We start from the raw sequence: 21,891 nt of genomic DNA, 5'->3' as shown, positions 1-21,891 counted from the left end.
CTCCGGCGCAGTTCGCCCACGGCGTACGCCCCGGGTTGTCGGCGACGCGCGCGCAGGCGTAGCGTCACTTCTCGTGCGCGGCCCGCGAGAGCGGGCGACGTCGCGCGCCGGAAAGGACCGCCGTGCTCGGGAAGCTCCTGGGGCGATATCTTCGCCCCGCCTGGCTGCTCATCGTGGCCGTGGTGGTGTTCCAGCTGGCCCAGTCGCTCGCCTCGCTGTGGCTGCCGACGCTGAACGCCGACATCATCGACGAAGGGGTCGTCAAGGGCGACATCCCCTACATCTGGCAGACGGGCGGCGTGATGCTGCTGGTCAGCCTCGCCCAGGTCGTGTGCTCGATCATCGCGGTGTACTTCGGATCCCGCCTCGCGATGGGCGTGGGCCGCGATCTGCGCGGCGACCTGTTCCGCCGTGTCGTGGCGTTCTCACAGCGCGAGGTCGGCCAGTTCGGCGCGCCGTCGCTCATCACCCGCAACACCAACGATGTGCAGCAGGTGCAGATGCTCGTGCAGGTGTCGGCGACGCTCATGGTGTCGGCCCCGATCCTCGCGATCGGCGGCGTCATCCTGGCGATCCGACAGGATGCCGGGCTGTCGTGGCTGATGGCGGTGTCGATCCCGGTGCTGCTGATCATCGTGGGACTCATCGTCGTGCGCATGGTGCCCGCGTTCACGCAGATGCAGAAGCGGATCGACCGCGTCAACCAGATCATGCGCGAACAGCTGTCGGGCATCCGCGTCGTGCGCGCCTTCGTGCGCGAGCGCGAGGAGCGCGCGCGGTTCGCGACGGCGAGTGAGGACGTGAAGGACACGGCGCTGCGCGCCGGCAACCTCATGGCGCTGATGTTCCCCGCGGTCATGCTCGTGATGAACCTGTCGAGCGTCGCCGTGATCTGGTTCGGGGCGTTCCAGGTGCAGGACAACGGGGTGCAGATCGGCACGCTGTTCGCCTTCCTCAACTACCTCATGCAGATCCTCATGGGCGTCATGATGGCCACGTTCATGTTCGTGATGATCCCGCGCGCCGCGGTGTGCGCGAACCGCATCGGCGAGGTGCTCGAGACGGCGCCGTCGGTGTCGGCGCCTGCGGTGGCGGCATCCGCTCCCGCTCCTGCCGGGCGCGTCGAGTTCGACCACGTCGACTTCGCGTATCCGGGTGCCGAGGAGGCCGTGCTGCACGACCTCACCTTCACGATCGAGCCGGGCACCACGACGGCGGTCATCGGCTCGACCGGCTCGGGCAAGACGACGCTCGTGAGCCTCGTCCCGCGCCTGTTCGACGTGACGGCGGGCGCGGTGCGCGTCGACGGCGTCGACGTGCGCGACTACGACCCCGACGAGCTGTGGACGCGCGTCGGCCTCGTGCCGCAGCGCGCGTTCCTCTTCTCAGGCACGGTCGCTTCGAACCTCCGGTACGGCGACCATGACGCCACCGACGAACAGCTGTGGGAGGCGCTCGAACTCGCCCAGGGTGCCGACTTCGTCCGCGCCATGCCCGACGGCCTGCAGGCGCAGATCGCGCAGGGCGGCACCAACGTGTCGGGCGGTCAGCGCCAGCGGCTCGCCATCGCCCGGGCGCTCGTCAAGTGCCCGGAGGTCTACATCTTCGACGATTCGTTCTCGGCACTGGATCTGAGGACGGATGCCGCCCTCCGGCGTGCCCTCGACACGCATCTGCCGGACGCGACACGCCTCGTGGTGGCGCAGCGCGTGTCGACCATCCAGCACGCCGACCAGATCGTCGTGCTCGACCACGGCAGGATCGTCGGGATCGGCGTGCACGACGATCTGGTCGACACCTGTGAGACCTACCGCGAGATCGTCGAATCCCAGCTGGCGGCGGAGGCGGCGGCATGAGCGAGCGGCACAGCGCAGCGCCGGCGCGTCCGGCCGGACCCGGAGGCGGCCGCGGTCCCTTCGGCGGCGGCATGGCGGCCCCGGGCGCGAAAGCGCAGAACTTCGGTCCCAGCGCGAAGCGCCTGCTGGGCACCCTGCGTTCGGACATGCCGAGGCTCGTCGGCGTGCTCGTGCTCGGCATCCTTTCGGTCACGCTGTCGGTGATCGGCCCCAAGCTGCTCGGCGAAGGCACCAACATCGTGTTCGCGGGGTTCATCTCGCTCCAGGTCCCGGCCGGCGTCACGAAGCAGCAGGTCGTCGATCAGCTCGTCGCCTCGGGCAACCAGGATCAGGCGAACATGATCTCGGCGATGGACTTCGTGCCCGGCGCGGGCATCGATTTCGACCAGCTGGCGTGGATCCTGTCGGCCGTGCTCGCGGTCTACCTGTTCGCGAGCGTGTTCAGCTGGCTGCAGGCGCGCATCCTCAACGGGATCGTGCAGCGCGCGATGCACCGGCTGCGCATGCAGGTCGAAGAGAAGGTCCACCGTCTGCCGCTCTCGTACTTCGACCGCGTGCAGCGTGGCGAGCTGCTGAGCCGCGTCACCAACGACGTCGACAACATCGGGCAGACGATGCAGCAGACCCTCTCGCAGCTGGTCATCTCGCTGCTGACGGTCATCGGCGTGCTCGTCATGATGTTCGTCATCTCGCCGCTGCTGGCCGTGATCGCGCTCGTGACGATCCCGCTGACGCTCGTCATCACGGTGCTGGTGGCACGGCGGTCGCAGAAGCTCTTCGTGCAGCAGTGGGCGCATACGGGCGTGCTCAACGCGCGCGTCGAAGAGACGTTCTCCGGCCACTCGATCGTGAAGGTGTTCGGCCACCAGCAGGAGGTCGAGTCCGACTTCCTGCGCGAGAACGACCAGCTGTACCGCGCGAGCTTCGGGGCGCAGTTCCTCTCGGGCGTGATCATGCCCGCCATGATGTTCATCGGGAACCTCGTGTACGTGGCGATCGCCGTCGTGGGCGGTCTGCAGGTCGCCGCCGGCCTCATGTCGATCGGCGATGTGCAGGCGTTCATCCAGTACTCGCGGCAGTTCACGCAGCCCCTCAGCCAGCTCGGGTCGATGGCCAACCTCCTGCAGTCCGGCGTGGCGAGCGCCGAGCGCGTGTTCGAGCTGCTCGACGAGGACGAGCAGACCCCGGACGACGCGGACGCGCGCACCGTCGCCGACAACGCCAGCCGCCTCGAGTTCGAGGACGTGTCGTTCCGCTACGTCGAAGACAAGCCGCTCATCGAGGGGCTGACCCTGGCCGCGCGGCCGGGCAGCACCGTCGCGATCGTGGGCCCGACGGGCGCCGGCAAGACGACGCTCGTGAACCTCATCATGCGGTTCTACGACGTGGACTCCGGTCGCATCACGCTGGACGGCGTCGACACGCTGCACATGACCCGCGACGACCTCCGTCGCCGGACCGGCATGGTGCTGCAGGACACGTGGCTGTTCGCCGGCACGATCCGCGAGAACATCCTCTACGGGCGTCCGGACGCCTCCGAGGAGGAGCTCGTCGCGGCCGCGACGGCGGCCTACGTCGACCGGTTCGTGCACGCGCTGCCCGACGGGTACGACACGATGCTCGACGACGAGGCCACGAACCTCAGCGTCGGCGAACGGCAGCTCGTCACGATCGCTCGCGCGTTCCTCGCGGATCCGCGCATCCTGATCCTCGACGAGGCCACGTCGTCGGTCGACACGCGCACCGAGCTGCTCATCCAGCGCGCGATGTCGCGACTGCGCGAGGACCGGACCGCGTTCGTCATCGCGCACCGGCTCTCCACGATCCGTGACGCGGACCTCATCCTGGTGATGGAGAACGGCGCGATCGTCGAGCAGGGCTCGCACGACGAGCTGCTGGCGGCGAAGGGCGCGTACTGGCGCCTGTACAACGCGCAGTTCGAAGGTGCGATCGACGAGGACGAGCCGGTGACGGTGCCCGCGGTTCCGCTCGGCCCGCCGCCGACGACGGCCCAGATCGTCGTCGACGCACTCGCGGAGTCCGAAGAGGCGGTGGAGTGACCCACTAGGATGTGAAGACGCGGGGCCGCCCGGTCTCGACGCCGTCGATCGGGAGGACAGGGCGTGCCCGAGGTATCCACCCAATCGCGCACCGTTCCGGTTCCCGGTGGCGTGCTCGAGCTCTCGTGGGCCGGTGTCACAGACACCGGTCGTCGTCGCGAGGTGAACCAGGACGCGTTCTTCGCGGACTACCCGCTGTTCGTCGTCGCCGACGGCATGGGTGGACACGTCGGGGGAGAGATCGCGAGCGCGAGCACGATCGATCGCCTCACCGCCGTCGCCGACGCAGGCCAGGTGACCCCCAAGACGATCGAGAAGGCGCTCGCGCGTGCGGTGAAAGACATCGCGTCGCATCCCGAGGCCACCGACGACGGCACCGGTACGACGGTGACCGGCGTGTTCCTCGACACGAGCGGCGAAGCGGCGCACTGGGTGACCCTCAACATCGGCGACTCGCGCGTATACCTGGTGCGCGACGGGTCGATCGTGCAGATCACGACGGACCACTCGGTCGTGCAGGAGCTTGTCGCTGCGGGACGCCTGAGCCCCGAAGAGGCGGAGAACCACCCGTACGGCAACGTCATCACGCGCGCCGTGGGGCCGAGCGACGGCGTGAAGCCCGACTACGTGCGCCTCGACGTCGCGGACGGCGACCGATTCGTCATCTGCTCCGACGGGCTCACGAAAGAGCTGACCGACTACGGCATCCGCCACTTCCTCGACGAGAACCCCGACCCCGCCGACGCCGTGACGGCGATGCTGGAGGCGGCGCTCGAGAACGGCGGCCGCGACAACATCACGATCGTCGTGCTCGACGTCGCCGACCCCGCGGCTCGCACCGACGTCGACGAAGACACCGGTCCGGTCGGCGAGGCCGCAGACGACGACGTCGTCGAAGTGGATGCCGCGACCCCAGCCGACGCCGACGACGCCGGTTCCTCCACAGACGCCGGCTGACGCGGGTTCTCCCCAGAAGCGGTCGCACGGCGACACTCGGCGTCGATCCGGGAGTGGACTGAGGGAGTGCGACCGACACTCCTCACCGCCCCCACTCGCGCATCGTCCCCGATAAGCCCCGGGCGATCGGCGGCACCCGACACCGCGTCCTCGGTCGCGTTCGACGACGAGCCGCTGATCCTCCCGGCGGCATGGACTCCGCCTTCGCGGCCGCCGCTGCCACTCGTGGCGGCGATCGTTCCCGTCGTCGGCGCGGTCGCGCTGTGGGTCGTGACGGGATCGGTCTACACGCTGTGGTTCGCGCTGCTCGGACCCCTCATCGCGGCGGCGACGCTGCTCGACGCGAGGCGTGCGTCGCGACGCGACGGCCGCCGCGCGTCCGTCGAGGCCGCCCGCGCGCGGGAGCGCGTCGCTGCGGCGGTCGTCGAGCGCCACGACGCCGAGCGGGCGCAGCTATGGGCGCGCCGGCCCGACGTCGCTCGGCTCGACGACCGGGACGAGGACGTGTGGCGCGGCGGGCCGGTCGCCTCGATCGTGGTCGGCGCGGGGGAGCGCGCCAGCGCGGTGCGGGTCACCGGCGGCGACGGCGATGCGGAGGCAGTGGCACTGCGCCGTCGGGCAGCCCGTCTGGCGGGCGCCCCGGTGGCGGTACCAGCGGAAGGCGGCGTCGCCGTGGTCGGGCCGGACGTGCTGGCGGCGGCCGTGCAGCGGGCGCTCGTGCTGCAGCTGTGCCTCGCGCACGCGCCGGGTGAGGTCCGCGTCGTCGGACCGTGCGAGGGCGAGTCCGCCTGGGCGCAGGAGCTGCCTCATCGCACCGCCCTCACCGGCGCGCGGCTCACGATGGTGGCGCCTGGCGCCCGCGTGCCCGCCGACGCCGACATCGCGATCGCGCGGTGCCGGCCGGGCGACCCGCTGCCGCCGCGCTGCGCAGCCGTCGTCACCGTGACCTCACCCCGTGCTGCTCGGCTCGAGCACGCCGGTGAGACCGTCGAGCTCGAGGTGGAGGCGGTCTCTGTCGTCCAGGCCCGGGCGATCGCCGCCCGGCTCGCCGCCCGTGCCGAGCAGAGCCTCGGCATCGCACGCGACGCCGCCGCACCCATCGCGCTCGCCGCCCTCCGTGACGAGACGAAGGAGGCGGGCGAGGCCGACGGAGCCCTGCCGGCCGTCATCGGCCGCGCCGGGGCCGAGCCGTTCGTCGTCGACCTCGTGCAGGACGGACCGCATGCCGTCGTCGCGGGAGTGACCGGCTCCGGAAAGAGCGAACTGCTCATCACGTGGATCCTGTCGCTGTGCGCCACCCGGTCGGTCGACGACGTGACGTTCCTGCTCGCGGACTTCAAGGGAGGCACGGCCTTCGACGCGCTGTCGGGAGTGCCGCATGTCACGGGCGTCATCACGGATCTCGACGGCTCGGGGGCCCGCCGCGCGATCGAGAGCCTGCGGGCGGAGCTCCGCCGTCGGGAGTCGACGATCGCGGCTTCGGGCGCTCGCGACATCCTCGACCCTCGCGTCCGGCTGCCCCGGCTGATCGTCGTGGTCGACGAGTTCGCGGCGCTGCTCGCGGACCACCCCGAGCTCCACGCGGTCTTCGCCGACCTGGCGGCGCGCGGACGCGCTCTCGGCATCCACCTGGTGCTGGGCACGCAGCGCACGGCCGGTGTCATCCGCGACAACCTGCTCGCGAACTGTCCGCTGCGGGTGAGCCTGCGCGTGACCGATGCGGCCGACAGTCGTGCGCTGCTCGGCGTCGACGATGCCGCACTGCTCCCGGGAGGCGTGGCGGCGCGGGGGTGCGCGCTGGTCCGCCGCGCCGCCGATGCGCAGCCTGTGCCGGTGCGCATCGCACTGTCGGGCCCCGACGACGTCGAGGCCGCCGTGCTGCGCGGCGGCGAAGGCGCGCCGCGGCGCGCCTGGCTGCCCGAGCTCCCGCGCCGAGTGCTGCTGGCCGAACTCGCCGAGCGCGCCGATGCGGCTCCCGGCCGGCTGCTCCTGGGCATCGCCGACGAGCCCGAGCGCCAGCGTCAGCCCGTCGTCTCGATGACGGCCGCCGACCGCGCGCTGCTCGTGGTCGGTGGTCCGGGGGCGGGGGTGTCCAACGTCCTCGATCTCGTCGGCGCCCAGGCGGCGCGTTCGATCAGGCTGCCCGCGGATGCGGAGGGCGTGTGGGACGCCGTGACAGCCCTTGCCGAGCAGCCGCCGGCGGCCGGTGCCGTCGTGGTCCTGGACGACCTCGACGCGATCGCGACGCGGTTCCCCGCTGAATACGGACAGGCGCTGTGGGAGCGCCTCGACACCGCCGTCCGGAGAGCCGCGGAATCGGGCGCCCTCGTGGTCGCGGGCGCGCATCGGCTGCCGGGTGCGGTGGCGCGCCTGGCCGAGCTGTTCCCGCGGCGCCTGCTGCTGCGCTACCCGACGCGCATGGACCACGCCGCAGCCGGCGGCGATCCGTCGACGTTCGACCCCGGCGCCCCGGCGGGGCGCGGCCGTCTCGACGGCCGGACCATTCAGACGGCGCTCGCCCCGGAGCGGCCGCCCACCCCGCGGGTCGTCGCCGAGCCGTGGGACCCGTCGGCGCGAGTCACCGGCCTCGTCGCCCGACGGTCGCCGTCGAGCCGAGACGCGCTCGCCGCGTGGGAGGCCGCGGGGGCGCGCGTGCGCGGGCTCGACGAGTACGCGGCGGATCCCTCGGCGGCGGCCGACGGGCGCGTGGTGCTGACGGGGGAGCCCGAGGACTGGCAGCGGCACTGGCGTCTGCTCGCGGACGTGCGAGGCGACCACGACCTCGTCGTCGACACGTCATGCGCGTCGGAGCTCCGCGTGCTCGTAGGGTTCCGAGGCGTTCCGCCGTACTGCGAGCCGGGGCGCGGGCGCGCCTGGCTGGTGTCGGCCGGAGGCGATCCCGTCCGCATCGTCCTGCCCGCATCCGATTCCGGCCGAACCGTCGGGACCTCGCGTTGACCGGGTCCTCTCCGTGCACCTAACGTCGCTCTGTGGCTACTTCCCCCATCGATCTCGATCGACCGGACGGCAAGGGGCTCGCAGCCGGCACGCTGGGACTATGGGGTTCCACCGTCATCGGCCTCGCCTCCACCGCTCCCGTCTACTCCCTCGTCGCGACCCTCGGCTGGGTGGTGCTCGCGGTCGGCGCGCAGGCGCCCATCGCGTTCATCGTCGCGTTCATCCCGATGCTGTTCATCGCCTTCGCGTACCGCGAACTCAACAACGCGGTGCCCGACTGCGGCACCACGTTCACGTGGGGCACGAAGGCGTTCGGTCCGGTGACCGGCTGGCTGGGCGGCTGGGGTGTCGCCGTGGCCGGCATGGTCGTGCTCGCCAACCTCGCCCAGATCGGCGGCATCTACTTCTGGGCTCTGGTCGACGGGATCATCGGCAGCCCAGACGACGCGCTGCTGTCCGGCAACGTGCCCCTCGTCACCGCGACCGGCGTCGTGTTCATCCTCGCGATGACCTGGATCAGCTGGCGCGGCGTCGAGATCGGCGAGCGCATCCAGAACGTGCTGCTCGGCATCCAGTACCTCGCTCTCGCGATCTTCGTGATCGCCGCCGTGTGGCAGTTCTCCACCGGCACCGCGCCGAACCCGACGCCGATCGACTGGTCGTGGTTCAACCCGGCCGCGTTCACCGACTGGCACGGCTTCACCGAGGCCGTCCTGCTCGCCCTCTTCATCTACTGGGGCTGGGACACGTGCCTCGCGCTCAACGAAGAGACCAAGGATCCCAAGCGCATCCCCGGTCGCGCTGCTCTCCTCACGTGCGTCATCCTCCTCGTCACCTACGTGGGCGTGACCGTCGCGGCCATGATGTACGCCGGACTCGGCGACACCGGGACGGGCCTCGGCAACGAGGCCAACGCCGACGACTTCTTCCTCTCCATCAAGGACGGCCTGCTCGGCCCGTTCGGCTGGGTGCTCGTCGTCGCGGTGCTGATCTCGGCCGTCTCGTCGACGCAGACCACGATCCTTCCCACCGCCCGGGGCACCCTCGCGATGGCGGCCTACCGTGCGCTCCCGCGCAAGTTCATGGAGGTGCACCCGCAGTACAAGACGCCGTCGTTCTCGACGATCGTCATGGGCATCGTCGCGAGCGTCTACTACATCGGCATGACGCTCATCAGCGACAACATCCTGCAGGACTCGATCCTCTCGCTCGGCCTCGCGATCGCCTTCTACTACGGCATCACCGGCTACGCGAGCGTGTGGTACTTCCGCAAGGAACTGTTCACGTCGGCGCGCAACCTGTGGTTCAAGGGCATCTTCCCGCTGCTCGGCGCTCTCATGCTGACGTACGCGTTCATCCAGTCGGCCATCGACATGTGGGACGTCGACTACGGCTACACGGTGCTCTTCGGCATCGGCGGCACGTTCGTCCTCGGCATCGGCTCGCTGCTGCTCGGCGTCGTGCTGATGCTCGTCTGGTGGATGTTCCCCGGCGCGAAGCCGTTCTTCCGCGGCGAGAGCCTCAACCGCGAGACCCCGGTGCTCGTCCCCGAAGACCCGGCCGAGTTCAGCCGGTCCATCGACGGCGGCCTGGTCTGACGCAGGACCCCCTGTACAGCGGATGCCGCCTCCCCGGGCTCGTCACGAGCCCCGGGGAGGCGGCATCCGTCGCTCTGATCACGCCAGTGCGGACTCGAGCGGCGCGGCGTCGAGGCCGTGCGCCGTCGCCACCCCCGCGTTGACGACGCGGCCGCCCTGGGTGTTGAGACCGGCGGCCAGTGTGGCGTCGGCGCGCAGCGCCTCGCGCCAGCCGTTGCGCGTGATCTGCCGGATGTAGGGCATCGTCGCATTCGTGAGCGCCGACGTCGACGTGTTCGGAACGGCGCCCGGCATGTTCGCGACGCAGTAGAACACGGTGTCGTGCACGCGGAACGTCGGGTCGTCGTGCGTCGTGGGATGCGTGTCTTCGAAGCAGCCGCCCTGGTCGACCGCGATGTCGACGAGTACCGAGCCGGGTCGCATGCGCGACACCATGTCGTTCGTGACGAGCTTCGGAGCCTTGGCGCCCGGGATCAGCACCGAGCCGACGACGAGGTCCGATCCGACGACGGCCCGGTCGAGATCGAGCGGATTGGACGCCGCCGTCTTGACGCGCCCCTGGAAGTGGTCGTCGAGGAACCGCAGCCGCTGGATGTTGGTGTCGAAGATCGTCACGTCGGCACCCATGCCGGCGGCGATGTACGCCGAGTTGGCGCCGGCGACGCCGCCGCCGATGACCGTCACGGTCGCCGGGCGGGTGCCGGGCACGCCGGACATGAGCAGGCCGAGCCCGCCCGCCGACCGCATCAGCGTCGACGCGCCCACCATGGGGGCCAATCGGCCGGCGACCTCGCTCATCGGGGCCAGCAGCGGAAGCCCGCCGCCCGGCAGCTGCACCGTCTCGTACGCGATGGCCGTGACGCCGTCGGCGACGAGCCGGTCCGTGAGCGGCCGGTCCGCCGCCAGATGAAGGTAGGTGAAGAGCACCAGGTCGTCACGGAAGTAGCCGTACTCCGACGCGATCGGCTCCTTGACCTTCAGCAGCAGCTCGGCGCGTGCCCACACCTCGGCCGCGTCGTCGAGCAGCACGGCACCGGCGGCCTCGTACTCCGCATCGGGCATGGATGAGCCCTCGCCGGCCCCCCGCTGCACGAAGACCTCGTGGCCGGTGGCGACCAGGTCATGCACACCCGCCGGAGTGAGGGCGACCCGGTACTCGTTGTTCTTGACCTCGGTGGGGACACTGATCCTCATCGCGCGATCCTTTCCGCTCCGCCGTTGGAGCGCTCGGGCTCCTCGTGGGAGCGCCTCTAGAAGGCGGGGCGGATGGCCCCGACATCCTGTCCGCCGCCGGTGACGGCCAGCGGAAGTCTCGACATCGTCGCAGCGACGTCGGAGGAATCGAGTGCGCCGTGGCGTTCCAGCAGGCGCAGGGCGACGGCGGTGGCCGCGCGGCCGCTGCCGTCGAGCATCTTCAGCGCGACGGTCGTGCCGTCGGGGGCCACCATCACCATGACACCCTCGGCGCCGCCCTTGGCGAAGACGCCGAGGCTCTCGATCGCGATGGTGTCGGGGCGGCCGGGGCCCGCGATGGTCCACGGATTCGCGCGGACGGCTTCGACGAGCGCACCGGCGCTGCGGTGCAGTGCGAAGGGCGAGGTGGTCGAGGAGGTGCCGATGCGGTGGATCGCGCGCGCGAGCCCGAAGAGCGTCATCGCGTACACCGGGGCGCCGCAGCCGTCGACGGCGGTGGCCGAGACCTTCTCGCCGATGAGCCGCTCGATCGTCTCGCGGATCAGCACCTGCACGGGATGCTCGGGGGCGAGGTAGCCCGCGGTGTCCCAGCCGTTGACGACGCTCGTGAGCAGCATCGTCGCGTGCTTGCCCGAGCAGTTCATGCGGATGCGCTGCGGCTGACCGAGCTCGCGCACGAGCTCGTCCCGGGTGGCGGTGTCGCCGGGCCAGTCGGCGGGGCATCCCAGCGCCTCTTCGCCCAGCTGCGCCTGCCCGAGGATCTCGCGCACGACGGCGACATGCCGGTCCGTGCCGGAATGGCTCGCCGTGGACAGGCCGAGGCGCTCGCCCTCCAGAGGCGCGCCCGCCGACAGGCAGGCGAGCGCCTGGAGCGGCTTGAGGCTGGAGCGGGGGAGGATCAGCGCCGCCGGGTCGCCCAGCTTCTCGCTGACGGTGCCGTCGGCGGCGAGGACGATCGCGATGCCCGCATGCCGCGACTCGACGAATCCACTGCGTTCGACGACAGCGAGTTCGGCGGCGTCGGCTGCGGCGAAGGTCTGCGGCACCCCGCCAGCCTACCGCCGCCGCGGACCGCTGCTGTCATGCCAGACTGTCCGCATGCTGGGTGAGCACCGATACACCGTCCGGAGCACGTGGACCGGCGACCGGGGGTCCGGCACGTCGGGATACCGCGACTACGACCGTGCCGTCACGATCGAGGTCGAGGGCAAGCCGGCCCTGCTCGCCTCGTCCGACAAGGCCTTCCGCGGCGATCCGTCCCGCTGGAACCCCGAGGACCTCCTGCTCTCGGCTCTCAGCGAGTGCCACCTGCTGTCGTACCTGCACGCGTGCGTGCAGGCGGGCGTCGTCGTCGTCGGCTATGAGGACGAGGCGACCGGGGTCATGGTCGAGGACGGCCGCGGGGGCGGCGCGTTCCGCGAGGTCGTGCTGCGACCCCGGGTGACGGTGGCCGACGCCGCGATGGTGGATGCCGCCCACGCCGCGCACCGGCAGGCCAACGAGTGGTGCTTCATCGCCAATTCGGTGAACTTCCCGGTCCGCCACGAGGCGACGATCGTCGTCGCGCCCGCCTGAGTCCGCGAGGGTCCATCTGGCGGACGAGGGGTTGGCATGGCCCCGCCCTCTCAGCCGGGAGGTGACCCCTCGCGGGTAAGTCTCGCGGGGAGGTCAGCGGCGCTCGTGGGGGAGCACCTGCTTGATGCGCTCGATCGTGTTCTGTGCCGGCACCTCGTTGTAGGCGTTCGCGAGTTCCTGGCCCGACAGCGCGTGGATGGCCGACATGATCTCGTCGGTCGCAAGACGGCGCGCCTTGCCCGACGACGCCGGGCCGTGGTGCGAGAGGTCGAGCGGCGCTCCGAACCGGACGGTCGCACGAGGCTTGCGGTTCGGCATGCGCGCGCCGACGGGCATGACCTTGTCGGTGCCGATGAGCCCGACCGGGACCACCGGCGCGCCAGTCTGGAGCGCCAGGAACGCGACGCCGGTGCGGCCCTTGTAGAGGCGACCGTCGAGCGACCGCGTGCCCTCGGGGTACAGGGCGACGGCCCGGCCCTCGTCGAGGAGTTCGCGCTGCTGATCGAGGGCGTCCAGAGCCGCCTGGCCGGCCCCGCGCTGCACCGGGATCGCGCCGATGGCGGTGAAGAACCACCGCGAGGCGGGCTTGTCGAAGTAGCTCGCCTTCGCGAGGAAGTGCACGGGCCGGGGCGCCGCCACCGGAATGGCGACCGAGTCGATGAACGACAGGTGGTTGCTCGCGAAGATGACCGGACCGGACTTCGGCACGTTCGCCTTGCCCTCGATCCGCGGACGGTAGACGATGCGCGCGAGGGGCGCGACGATCATGCGGCCGAAGACGTAGGTGAGGCCCATCCGGCGGGCCGGGGGCTGCTGCAGCTGCGACGTGTCCGGTTCGGGGGTGACCTCGTCGGCGGTGTGGTCGGCGCCGGGAACCAGGTCGGAAGTCACCCGTAGAGGGTACTCCTGATTGCATTCCGGTAACGGCATGGCGCCAGAAGCGCCTGACATAGGGAACATTCAGCGCGAGCGGAGCAAAGATGCGAAAGGATGGAGGCTCCCCTTTCACCGACTTGAGGTTGTTCCGTGCGCATTCGACCGCTCGCCGCCCTTTCCGTCGCCGCGCTGTCGGCTGTCCTGCTCGCCGGCTGTGCGTCGTCGGACGCTCCTGACACCGACTCGACGCCCACGCCGACCGCGGCGTCCTCGGACTGCGGTCTCGACCCGAAGTCGGGCGCAGACTCCGATGCCGTGACCGTCTCGGGCAGCGCGCCGTCGCTGACGGCGACCGCGCCCACCGACCTCGCCTTCACCGAGCTGCAGCGCACGACCGCCACCGAGGGCGACGGTGAGGATCTCGCCAGCGGCGAGCTCGTGTCGGGCCAGTACGTGTGGATCGATCCGACCACGGGACAGGTCGCCATGGATTCGGCGACGACGTCGCCCGACGACTCCGGCCTGGTGCCGATCATCGTCAACGCCAGCACGATCACCGGCGCCGCCGTGCTCTGCGCGCCGCTCGGCTCGACCGAGGCGCTCACGATCCCGGGATCGATGCTCAGCCAGGGCGCCTCCAACGTCGTCGTCGTCGTGCAGTCGGTGGAGCAGCTCCCGACGACCGCGACAGGCGTCGACCAGGAGCCGGTCGAAGGGATGCCGACCGTCGAGCTCGACGAGGACGGCAAGCCCACCGTCACGGTCGCGGACGACTTCACCGCGCCCGACACGACGCAGCTCGGCGTGCTCAAGAAGGGCGACGGTCCGACCGTGAACCCGGGCGACCAGGTCTTCGTGCAGTACATGGGCGTCCTGCCCGACGGCACCGAGTTCGACTCCAGCTGGAGCCGCGGCGAGCCGTCGGCGTTCCAGACCACCGGCGTCGTGCAGGGCTTCCAGAAGGCCCTCGAGGGTCAGACCGTCGGCTCGCAGGTGATCGCGGTCATCCCGGCGTCGGAGGGCTACGGCGACCAGGCGCAGGGCAAGATCCCCGCGAACTCGCCGCTCATCTTCGTCGTCGACATCCTCGGCACGCAGCGCACGCCGCAGCAGTAGTCGCAGGCCGCATCCGGCCGCGCCGCTAGGCTGGCCGGATGCGGCGCGTCCTCATCCTCGGTTCGACCGGATCCATCGGCACGCAGGCGCTCGACGTCGTGCGGGCCAATCCCCGGCGGTTCGAGGTCGTGGGGCTGGCGGCGGGGTCCGACCGTGCCGGACTGGAGGCGCAGGCCGCCGAGTTCGGCGTCGAGGACACGGCCCTCGGCGCCGTCGAGGCCGAGCAGCTCGTGCGCGACGTCGAGGCGGACGTGGTGCTCAACGGCATCACCGGTTCGGTGGGGCTCGGTCCGACGCTCGCCGCACTGGAGGCCGGCCGCACGCTGGCGCTCGCCAACAAGGAGTCCCTCATCGTCGGCGGCGACCTGGTGACGGCGCTCGCGCGGCCCGGCCAGATCGTGCCGGTCGACTCCGAGCACTCCGCGATCGCGCAGGCACTGCGGTCGGGGGAGCGTCACGAGGTCCGGCGGCTCGTGCTGACGGCATCCGGGGGTCCCTTCCGCGGCCGCAGCCGTGCATCCCTCGAAGCCGTGACACCGGCCGAGGCGCTCGCGCACCCGACGTGGGACATGGGCCGCGTCGTCACGACGAACTCGGCGACGCTCGTCAACAAGGGGCTCGAGGTGATCGAGGCGCACCTGTTGTTCGGCGTGCCGTACGCCGAGATCGACGTCGTGGTGCACCCGCAGTCGATCGTGCACTCGATGGTGGAGTTCGTCGACGGGTCGACCATCGCCCAGGCGTCGCCGCCCGACATGCGGCTGCCCATCTCGCTCGGCCTGGACTGGCCCCACCGCGTGGCCGGCGTCGGCGCGCCGCTGGACTGGACCACGGCGATGTCGTGGACCTTCGAGCCGCTCGACGACGCGGCCTTCCCGGCCGTGCGTCTCGCGAAGCAGGTCGGGCGCGCCGCCGGCACCTACCCGGCCGTGTTCAACGCGGCCAACGAGCAGGCCGTCGACGCATTCCACGAGGGCCGCCTGAGCTTCCTCGGCATCCTCGACACGGTCGCGCGCGTGGTCGACGCGCACGAGGCTCCCGACGCGCTCACCCGCGAGGCGCTCGTCGACGCCGAGGCGTGGGCACGCCGGACCGCCGACAAGGCGATCGCCGCGGCAAGTCGGTGAGCGGCGGTCGCTCCGCCGCCCGAGTTCGCCCTCGGTCGTTGAGCGGAGCGCGCTCTGGCGCGCGCAGACGAAACGCAGGCCGGCACGAGGTCGTTCGTGCGGTCGGGGCGTTTCGTCTTCGCTCGTTCCTCGCTTCGCTCAACGAGCGGGGGTGGGCTCAGGCGTGAGGGTAGGCGAGACGCAGGTGCGGTCGGGGCGTTTCGTCTTCGCTTGTTCCTCGCTTCGCTCAACGAGCGGGGGTGGGCTGAGGCGTCAGGGTAGGCGAGACGCAGGTTAGGGCGGGGGTTTCGTCTTCGCTCGTTCCTCGCCTCGCTCAACGAGCGGGGGCGGACTCAGGCCTCGGGGTACACAGGGCGGAGCGGATCGGATGCCGGCGTCTCGTCCTCCGGGTACGGCACCGGCCAGTGCGGTTCGGGGACGGGCCAGCCGGCGGCGCGCAACGCGCGGCGGGCGAGCTCGCGGGCCGAATACGGCGTGCGGACGCCGCGGATGTCGCGGTAGTCCTGGTGCCCGGGGCCGGCCCAGAGGATCGCGTCGCCGTCGCCGACGAGCGCCACGGCCTCGATGATGGCGCGCTCGGGCGGCGAGTACTCATGGACCTCGGCGTCGGGGCGCGCGCGACGCGCACCCTCCACGAGGGTCGCCCGGATCGAGTCGGGGTCCTCGTGGCGCGGGTGGTGGTCGGTCACGACGAGGATGTCGCTGCCCTCGACGCCGGTGCGTCCCATGTCGTGGCGCTTGGTGGCGTCGCGGTCGCCGTCGGCGCCGAACAGCATGACGACCTTGCCCGGGGTGACGCGGCGCACTGCGGCCAGCGTCTTCTCGAAGGCGTCGGGGGAGTGGCCGAAGTCGACGTAGACGGCAGGGCCGGTCTCGCCCGAGACGAGCTCCGTGCGACCGGGCAGGTACGCCTCGATGCGGCCGCCGTCCAGCGCGTCGACGAGGCGCTCCCAGGCGTAGCCGCCCTCGAGGATCATGACGATCGCGAGTCCGGCGTTGGCGGCCATGTGGCGCCCGATCACGGGCACCAGCGTGGTCAGCGTGCGTCCGTCGCGGGCGGTCAGGCGGAACTCGGTGCCCACCTGGCGCTCGTCGAGGATCTCGACCACCCAGTCGGCGGCGGCTGCGGCATCCCGATCCGACGCCAGCGCCGGCGTGCCCACGGTGACCGTCGGCACCTCGCTGCGGGCGACCACCTCGGCGCCGGCGGCGGAGTCGACGCACACGACGGCGCGGCGCGAGCGGTCGGCGCGGAACAGCGGCAGCTTCGCCTCGAAGTACTCGCGCATGTCGGCGTAGTCGTCGAGGTGGTCGTGGGTGAGGTTCGTGAACCCCGCGACGTCGAACATGATGCCGTCGACACGCCGGCGGCTGAGCGCCTGCGCGCTGACCTCGACGGCGACGGCCTCGACGCCGCGCTCGCGCATGAGCGCGAGGAGGGCGTGCATCTCGTACGCCTCCGGAGTCGTCAGCCGCGACACGATGACCTGGCCGGCGATGTGTCGCTCAGCGGTCGACGACAGTCCCGTGGTCACGCCGAGCTGGCCGAGGATGCCCTCGAGCAGGTGCGACACGCTCGTCTTGCCGTTGGTGCCGGTCGTGCCGAACAGCGTCGGCAGCTGGTCGTCTCGGCCGGTGCTGTACACCCACGCCGAGAGGTCGCCCAGGAGTGCGCGCGGATCGTCGACCAGGAGCACGGGCAGTCCGCTCGCCGCGGCGGCGTCGGCTCCTGCGGCATCGGTCACGACCGCGACGGCGCCCTTCTCGGCCGCGGCGGCCGCGAACTCGGCGCCGTGGCGGTTGACGCCCTGCACGGCGACGAACACGTCACCGGGTCGCAGATCGGCGGTGGCGAGGGTGAGGCCGGTCAGCGTCCTGCCTTCGACGTCGCCGCGCACGGCGCCGGCGAATCGGGCGGCGAGGTCGGCGACGGAGTGGGTCGGCGGCGCGTCGGGGCGGAGTACCGGGGGCAGGTTCGAAGGCGCGTCGGTCGGCATGGCGCATCCATCTTCGCACGGCGCCCGCCCCTGCGCGGGCGAGCGCCGTGCGGCGACCGGTCAGGCGCGGCGGCGGCCTCGCACCAGGACGACGACGAGGGCCGCGATGCCCGCGACCAGGCCTCCTGCGGCGAGCCAGCGCGCGACCGGGTCGGCGGAATCGGTGGATGCCGCCACCGCCGTCTCATCGTCGGCTGCGGCATCCACCCCGTCGTCGTGGTGGCCGCCGTCCGCGTCGGTGTCGGCGACCGCACCCACCGTCACCACGGGGGCGGGCGCGTCGAGATCCTCCGGATCCTGGTCGTCCTCGGCGACCTGCGTCCATGCGGTCTCGCCGACCGCGCAGGTCTGCGTCACGGGGAAGGCGAGCTCGGAGTCGGCGGCCGACTCGGCGAACAGCACATCCATCGCGACCGAGGCCTTCAGGCCGCTCTCGACGGGCGTGTCCGCCGTGAACACGACGCGCGTCGGAACACCGTCGGTGCCGAGCTCGCGCGTGATCGTCCAGCCGCCCTGGACGACGGGCGTGGCGTTCGCCACGCCCTCGGGGATGTCGATCGCCAGCGCGGTGGTGGGGGAGTCGTCGCAGCCATGGGCGAACGAGAACGTGAGCGTCTCGGTGGCGCCCGCGGCGGCCGCTCCGGGGTCCACGTGCACGTGCGCCGAGGCGGCGAGAGGCGCGCCGAGAGCCAGTACGAGGCCCGACCCGAGGGCGACGGCGGCGAGGGCGAGGGGGCGGCGGGAGGAACGAGTGGTGGTGGTCATGGGAATCGTCTTTCGTCTTCGGCGCGCGGCACAGCGGCCGCGCGCACGGCGGAGATCACCGTCCGGGCCGGATGCGCGGGCGGTGCGGATGCGACGCTCAGTGCGTCGCGGTGACGAAAGCCGGCGGACCCCGCCGGGTGACGCCCGACAGCACGATGCGCGCAGGGCGCGCCGTGCGCTCGCGCTGCGCCGCGACGAGCGCGGGGACGGACGGCGGCGGGGCGACGACGCGGACGCGCGCGAGCAGTGAGCGGATGCCGCGGCCCAGGGCTTGCAGCATCCGCTCTCCGCTGTACAGCGCGGCGACGGTGGCGACCGCGGCCAGCACGTGCGCGACGAGCATCGGGGCGTCGGGGAGGGCGACGGGCGTGGTTCCGCCCGCGAGGACCGTTACATGGTGGCCGTGTGCGGCGGACGGGTCGGCGCCCGCGGTGAGCGCGAACGCCGCATGGAAGACGGCCTGACTGGCGAGCACCGTCGCTCCGACGCGCCAGGCCGAGAGCCGGCGGCCCGCGAGGGCGACGCCGAACGGGGCGACGAGGATCGCGACGGCCGCCACGAGCAGGGGCGCGGGAGGTCCGCCGCCGGCGAGCGTGTGGGCGGTGGCGGCGACGAGGGTGGCGACCGCCGCGGCGGCGGTGCCGCGCAGCGCGCGGGCGTGGCGTGACGTCACGGCTCCTCGCTTCTGTCGACCGGTGCCCTGCCACGAGCCTACGCGAGACCGTCACACCCAACTCAAAGGCAGGCGCGGGTACCGTGATCCTGTGGAGATCCTCGCCTTCGTCGTCGGTGTCGTGCTCATGGTCGTGGGCCTTGCGGCGTCGATCGCGCTCCACGAGCTGGGGCACCTCTGGCCGGCGAAGAGGTTCGGCGTCCGCGTGGGTCAGTACATGATCGGCTTCGGACCCACGCTGTGGTCGCGCCGTCGCGGTGAGACGCAGTACGGGTTCAAGGCCATCCCGCTGGGCGGCTACATCTCGATGGCGGGCATGTACCCGCCGTCGCCGGCGGCGACCAGCCGCAGCGGACGCGCCGCGGGCGGATTCTTCGCGACGATGGTGCAGGACGCGCGCGTCGCCAACGACGAGACCCTCCAGGGCGAGGACGACACCCGCGTCTTCTACCGGCTGCCGGTGTACAAGCGCATCATCGTCATGCTCGGCGGGCCGCTCATGAACTTCCTGTTCGCGGTGGTGCTGTTCGCCGTGCTGTTCACGGGCATCGGCCTGCAGACGGCCACCACGACGATCGCGCGGCTGTCGGAGTGCGTGCCGTCGACGACGTCGTCCGAGTGCACCGCGTCCGACCCCACGGCACCCGCCGCCGAAGCGGGCCTCGAGCCCGGCGACACGATCGTGTCGATCGACGGGCAGCCGGTCGCGGACTTCGACGAGGCATCCGCGATCATCCGTTCGTCGCCGGGCGAGCAGCTGGCCTTCGTCATCGAGCGCGACGGCGAGCAGCACACCGTTCAGGTGACGCCTGCGACCGTCGAGAGCACCGTGACGTCCGCGGACGGCTCCACCGCTACCGAGGAGGTCGGCTTCGTGGGGATCGGGCCGACCGTCGAATACGTGAAGCAGCCGATCTGGGCCGGCCCCGAGGCGGCCGTGCAGCAGGTCGGCGCCGTCGCCGGCATCATCTGGCAGCTGCCGGCGAAGGTGTGGAACACCGCCGTCGATCTCGTGACCGGCGCCGAGCGCGACCCGAACGGGCCGCTCAGCATCGTCGGCGCGGGGCGCCTGTCGGGTGAGGTCGCCGCAGCGGACGCGCCCGTGCTCAACCGCGTCGCCGGGTTCCTGCAGCTGCTGGCGTCGCTGAACATCGCGCTCTTCGTCTTCAACCTGATCCCGCTGCTGCCGCTGGACGGCGGGCACATCGCCGTCGCGCTGTGGGAGGGCATCAAGCGCGTGTGGGCGAAGCTCTTCCGGCGTCCGCCTCCGAAGCCGGTCGATGCCACGAAGCTCGTGCCCCTCACCTTCATCGTGGTGATCGCCCTCATCGCCATGGGAGCCGTCCTCGTGCTGGCCGACATCTTCAATCCGGTCACGCTCGGCTGACGCTTTCGCGGGATTCTTCGGCGCGATTGTCGAAAACGCCCTTGCCCGTTCGCTGTGGGGATGTAACGGTTCCCCTGACGAAAGGACACGGGCCATGAAGTACGTCATCATGTTCACCTCGACGCCGGAGCTCGACGCGGCGGTGCCCGAAGAACGCGCCAAGGCGGTCTACGGGCGCATCTGGGAGTGGTTCCAGACGAACTCCGAGCAGATCGCCGACGGCGGCGCGGAGCTGCTGCCGGTCACGACGGCGACCACGGTGAAGCACGGCGCCGACGGTCCCGTCGTGGTCGACGGCCCGTTCTCTGAGGCGAAGGAGGTCGTCGGCGGCTTCAGCGTGATCGACGTCCCCGACCTCGACGCCGCCATCGAGCTGGTCAAGACCTGGCCGTCGCTGGAGCTGCCCGGTGTCGCGATCGAGATCCGCCCCATGGTGACCGACTACAGCCAGTTCGAGTGATGACCGGATCGGATGCCGCGGCCCGCGGCCCGACCGACGGCCGGGGCGAGCCCGCCGCCGCGGGAGACGCCGGGGCCGCGGCATCCGATCGGCTCCTCGCCGCCGTCGTCCGCGAGGACTCCGCTCGCATCATCGCGGCCCTGACGATGTCGTTCGGCAGCTTCGACGTCGCCGAGGAGGCGGTCGCCGAGGCCGTCGAGGAGGCGCTGCGGGAGTGGCGGCGCCGCGGGATTCCGCCGAAGCCGGGCGCGTGGCTCATGCAGGCCGCGCGCCACAACGCGCTCGACCGGGTGCGGCGCGCGCGGGTGCTGCGCGACAAGGTCGCCCTGCTGCCGGAGCGGGCGCCGGCCGGAGCCGTGACGCCCGCCGACGAGCGCCTGCCGCTGCTGTTCGGCTGCTGCCACCCCGCTCTCGCACCCGAGGCTCAGCTCGCGCTGACGCTGCGGGCCGTGTGCGGCCTGACGACGGCGCAGATCGCGCGTGCCACGTTCTCAACCGAGCCGGCGACCGGGCAGCGCATCTCGCGGGCCAAGCGCAAGATCGCCGACAGCGGCATCCCGCTGCGCGTGCCCTCCGGTCCGGACGCGGCTGCGCGCCTCGATCTCGTGCTGACGATCGTCTCGGTCATGTACAGCGAGGCGCACTTCGTCGCGGGTGCCGATGCCGCCGCCGACCGCGACATCGCCGATGACGCGCTGTGGCTCGCCGAGGTGATCGCCGGCGCGCTGCCGCGCTCCGCGGAGGCGCACGGTCTGCTGGCGCTGCTGCGGTTCCACCGGGCCCGAGAGTCGGCGCGGTCGGTCGACGGCGAGCTCGTCCTGCTGGCCGATCAGGATCGCGCCCGCTGGGATGCCGGACTGCTCGCCGGTGCCCGCGACGAGCTGGAGCGCGCGGCGCGCCTGCGCCGGCCAGGGCGCTGGCAGCTGCACGCGGCCATCGCCGCGTGCCATGCGGATGCCCCGGATGCCGCATCGACCGACTGGCTGCAGGTGCTCACCCTCTACGACATGCTGCTCGCCTACGACGGCAGCCCGGTCGTGCGCCTCAACCGGGCGGTGGCCCTCGCGCGCGTCGAGGGGGCTGCTGCGGCACTCGACGAGGTCGATGCGCTGGCCGAGCACCTGTCGCGCTCACACCTGTGGCACGCGGTGCGGGCCTCGCTGCTGCGGGACCTCGGCCGCGACGACGAGGCGCTCGCCGCCGACCTGCGGGCGCTCGAGCTCACCGCCAACGAGGCCGAGCGGCGACTGCTCGCTGCGCGGGCGGGGAGCGCCGGTCGGTGAGCGGGCGCG

Annotated in this window: 17 protein-coding genes; 11 read left to right on the top strand and 6 right to left on the bottom strand. The window is 71.8% G+C overall.

Annotated elements, in window-relative coordinates; genetic code table 11:
* Positions 1–122: 122 nt before the first annotated feature.
* The 5 genes from JNB62_RS08535 to JNB62_RS08515 all read left to right on the top strand — a co-directional run bounded on the left by JNB62_RS08535 (position 123) and on the right by JNB62_RS08515 (position 9,429).
* Positions 123–1,856: an ABC transporter ATP-binding protein gene (locus JNB62_RS08535; RefSeq protein ID WP_220300444.1), complete on the top strand. Its 1,734-nt coding sequence runs from the start codon at positions 123–125 to the stop codon at positions 1,854–1,856.
* Entirely contained in the window at positions 1,853–3,916 is a 2,064-nt protein-coding gene (locus JNB62_RS08530; RefSeq protein ID WP_220300443.1) for an ABC transporter ATP-binding protein, read from the top strand. Before JNB62_RS08535 ends, JNB62_RS08530 begins: the two co-directional genes overlap by 4 nt.
* 63 nt (positions 3,917–3,979) lie before the next feature.
* Complete coding sequence (locus tag JNB62_RS08525; protein WP_220300442.1) at positions 3,980–4,873, top strand: PP2C family protein-serine/threonine phosphatase; 894 nt, start codon at positions 3,980–3,982, stop codon at positions 4,871–4,873.
* 225 nt (positions 4,874–5,098) lie between these two features.
* Positions 5,099–7,831, top strand: coding sequence for an FtsK/SpoIIIE domain-containing protein (locus JNB62_RS08520; protein WP_220300441.1), 2,733 nt, complete (start codon positions 5,099–5,101; stop codon positions 7,829–7,831).
* A gap of 32 nt (positions 7,832–7,863) precedes the next feature.
* A complete protein-coding gene (locus JNB62_RS08515) occupies positions 7,864–9,429 on the top strand; it encodes an APC family permease (protein ID WP_220300440.1) in 1,566 nt (521 codons plus the stop codon).
* Between the two features lie 78 nt (positions 9,430–9,507).
* On the opposite strand, the gene ald is transcribed toward JNB62_RS08515, so the two are convergent.
* Together ald and JNB62_RS08505 are read right to left on the bottom strand one after the other, a co-directional pair.
* On the bottom strand, positions 9,508–10,623 hold the full coding sequence (gene ald, locus JNB62_RS08510) for an alanine dehydrogenase (protein ID WP_220300439.1): 1,116 nt from the start codon (positions 10,621–10,623) through the stop codon (positions 9,508–9,510).
* Positions 10,624–10,679: 56 nt separating this feature from the next.
* On the bottom strand, positions 10,680–11,669 hold the full coding sequence (locus JNB62_RS08505; protein ID WP_220300438.1) for an asparaginase: 990 nt from the start codon (positions 11,667–11,669) through the stop codon (positions 10,680–10,682).
* Positions 11,670–11,721: 52 nt separating this feature from the next.
* Between JNB62_RS08505 and JNB62_RS08500 the strand changes: the two genes are divergently transcribed.
* A complete protein-coding gene (locus tag JNB62_RS08500) occupies positions 11,722–12,198 on the top strand; it encodes an OsmC family protein (protein WP_220300437.1) in 477 nt (158 codons plus the stop codon).
* 93 nt (positions 12,199–12,291) lie between these two features.
* Here the strand turns inward: JNB62_RS08500 and JNB62_RS08495 are convergent, their stop codons facing one another.
* A complete protein-coding gene (locus JNB62_RS08495) occupies positions 12,292–13,128 on the bottom strand; it encodes a lysophospholipid acyltransferase family protein (protein ID WP_220300436.1) in 837 nt (278 codons plus the stop codon).
* Positions 13,129–13,224: 96 nt separating this feature from the next.
* Between JNB62_RS08495 and JNB62_RS08490 the strand changes: the two genes are divergently transcribed.
* Entirely contained in the window at positions 13,225–14,190 is a 966-nt protein-coding gene (locus JNB62_RS08490) for an FKBP-type peptidyl-prolyl cis-trans isomerase (protein ID WP_220300435.1), read from the top strand.
* Positions 14,191–14,228: 38 nt separating this feature from the next.
* Positions 14,229–15,317 (top strand): 1-deoxy-D-xylulose-5-phosphate reductoisomerase, encoded by a 1,089-nt coding sequence (gene dxr / locus JNB62_RS08485; protein ID WP_220300434.1) that lies wholly within the window; start codon positions 14,229–14,231, stop codon positions 15,315–15,317.
* 332 nt (positions 15,318–15,649) lie between these two features.
* On the opposite strand, the gene JNB62_RS08480 is transcribed toward dxr, so the two are convergent.
* The 3 genes from JNB62_RS08480 to JNB62_RS08470 all read right to left on the bottom strand — a co-directional run bounded on the left by JNB62_RS08480 (position 15,650) and on the right by JNB62_RS08470 (position 18,752).
* Positions 15,650–17,314 (bottom strand): Mur ligase family protein, encoded by a 1,665-nt coding sequence (locus JNB62_RS08480; protein ID WP_220300433.1) that lies wholly within the window; start codon positions 17,312–17,314, stop codon positions 15,650–15,652.
* A 60-nt stretch (positions 17,315–17,374) separates the two neighbouring features.
* On the bottom strand, positions 17,375–18,079 hold the full coding sequence (locus JNB62_RS08475; protein WP_220300432.1) for a DUF1775 domain-containing protein: 705 nt from the start codon (positions 18,077–18,079) through the stop codon (positions 17,375–17,377).
* 97 nt (positions 18,080–18,176) lie between these two features.
* Positions 18,177–18,752, bottom strand: a complete 576-nt coding sequence (locus JNB62_RS08470) for a hypothetical protein (protein ID WP_220300431.1) — start codon at positions 18,750–18,752, stop codon at positions 18,177–18,179.
* Between the two features lie 91 nt (positions 18,753–18,843).
* On the opposite strand from JNB62_RS08470, the gene JNB62_RS08465 reads away from it, so the two are divergent.
* The 3 genes from JNB62_RS08465 (at position 18,844) to JNB62_RS08455 (ending at position 21,882) form a co-directional block, all read left to right on the top strand.
* Complete coding sequence (locus JNB62_RS08465) at positions 18,844–20,139, top strand: M50 family metallopeptidase (protein WP_220300430.1); 1,296 nt, start codon at positions 18,844–18,846, stop codon at positions 20,137–20,139.
* 94 nt (positions 20,140–20,233) lie between these two features.
* On the top strand, positions 20,234–20,599 hold the full coding sequence (locus JNB62_RS08460) for a YciI family protein (protein ID WP_220300429.1): 366 nt from the start codon (positions 20,234–20,236) through the stop codon (positions 20,597–20,599).
* The gene (locus JNB62_RS08455) at positions 20,599–21,882 is read left to right on the top strand and encodes an RNA polymerase sigma factor (protein ID WP_220300572.1); all 1,284 of its coding nucleotides are present in this window, start codon (positions 20,599–20,601) and stop codon (positions 21,880–21,882) included. Before JNB62_RS08460 ends, JNB62_RS08455 begins: the two co-directional genes overlap by 1 nt.
* Positions 21,883–21,891 lie beyond the last annotated feature (9 nt).

The organism is Microbacterium jejuense (assembly GCF_019511665.1).
GTDB classification, from domain to species: domain Bacteria; phylum Actinomycetota; class Actinomycetes; order Actinomycetales; family Microbacteriaceae; genus Microbacterium; species Microbacterium jejuense_A.
This window is presented reverse-complemented; position numbering and strand designations above follow the sequence as displayed.

Coding starts and splice junctions, on each gene's coding strand:
- JNB62_RS08475 (WP_220300432.1), bottom strand. CDS start 18,079: ATGACCACCACCACTCGTTCCTCCCGCCGCCCCCTCGCCCTCGCCGCC.
- JNB62_RS08460 (WP_220300429.1), top strand. CDS start 20,234: ATGAAGTACGTCATCATGTTCACCTCGACGCCGGAGCTCGACGCGGCG.
- dxr (WP_220300434.1), top strand. CDS start 14,229: ATGCGGCGCGTCCTCATCCTCGGTTCGACCGGATCCATCGGCACGCAG.
- ald (WP_220300439.1), bottom strand. CDS start 10,623: ATGAGGATCAGTGTCCCCACCGAGGTCAAGAACAACGAGTACCGGGTC.
- JNB62_RS08480 (WP_220300433.1), bottom strand. CDS start 17,314: ATGCCGACCGACGCGCCTTCGAACCTGCCCCCGGTACTCCGCCCCGAC.
- JNB62_RS08500 (WP_220300437.1), top strand. CDS start 11,722: ATGCTGGGTGAGCACCGATACACCGTCCGGAGCACGTGGACCGGCGAC.
- JNB62_RS08455 (WP_220300572.1), top strand. CDS start 20,599: ATGACCGGATCGGATGCCGCGGCCCGCGGCCCGACCGACGGCCGGGGC.
- JNB62_RS08530 (WP_220300443.1), top strand. CDS start 1,853: ATGAGCGAGCGGCACAGCGCAGCGCCGGCGCGTCCGGCCGGACCCGGA.
- JNB62_RS08495 (WP_220300436.1), bottom strand. CDS start 13,128: ATGCCGTTACCGGAATGCAATCAGGAGTACCCTCTACGGGTGACTTCC.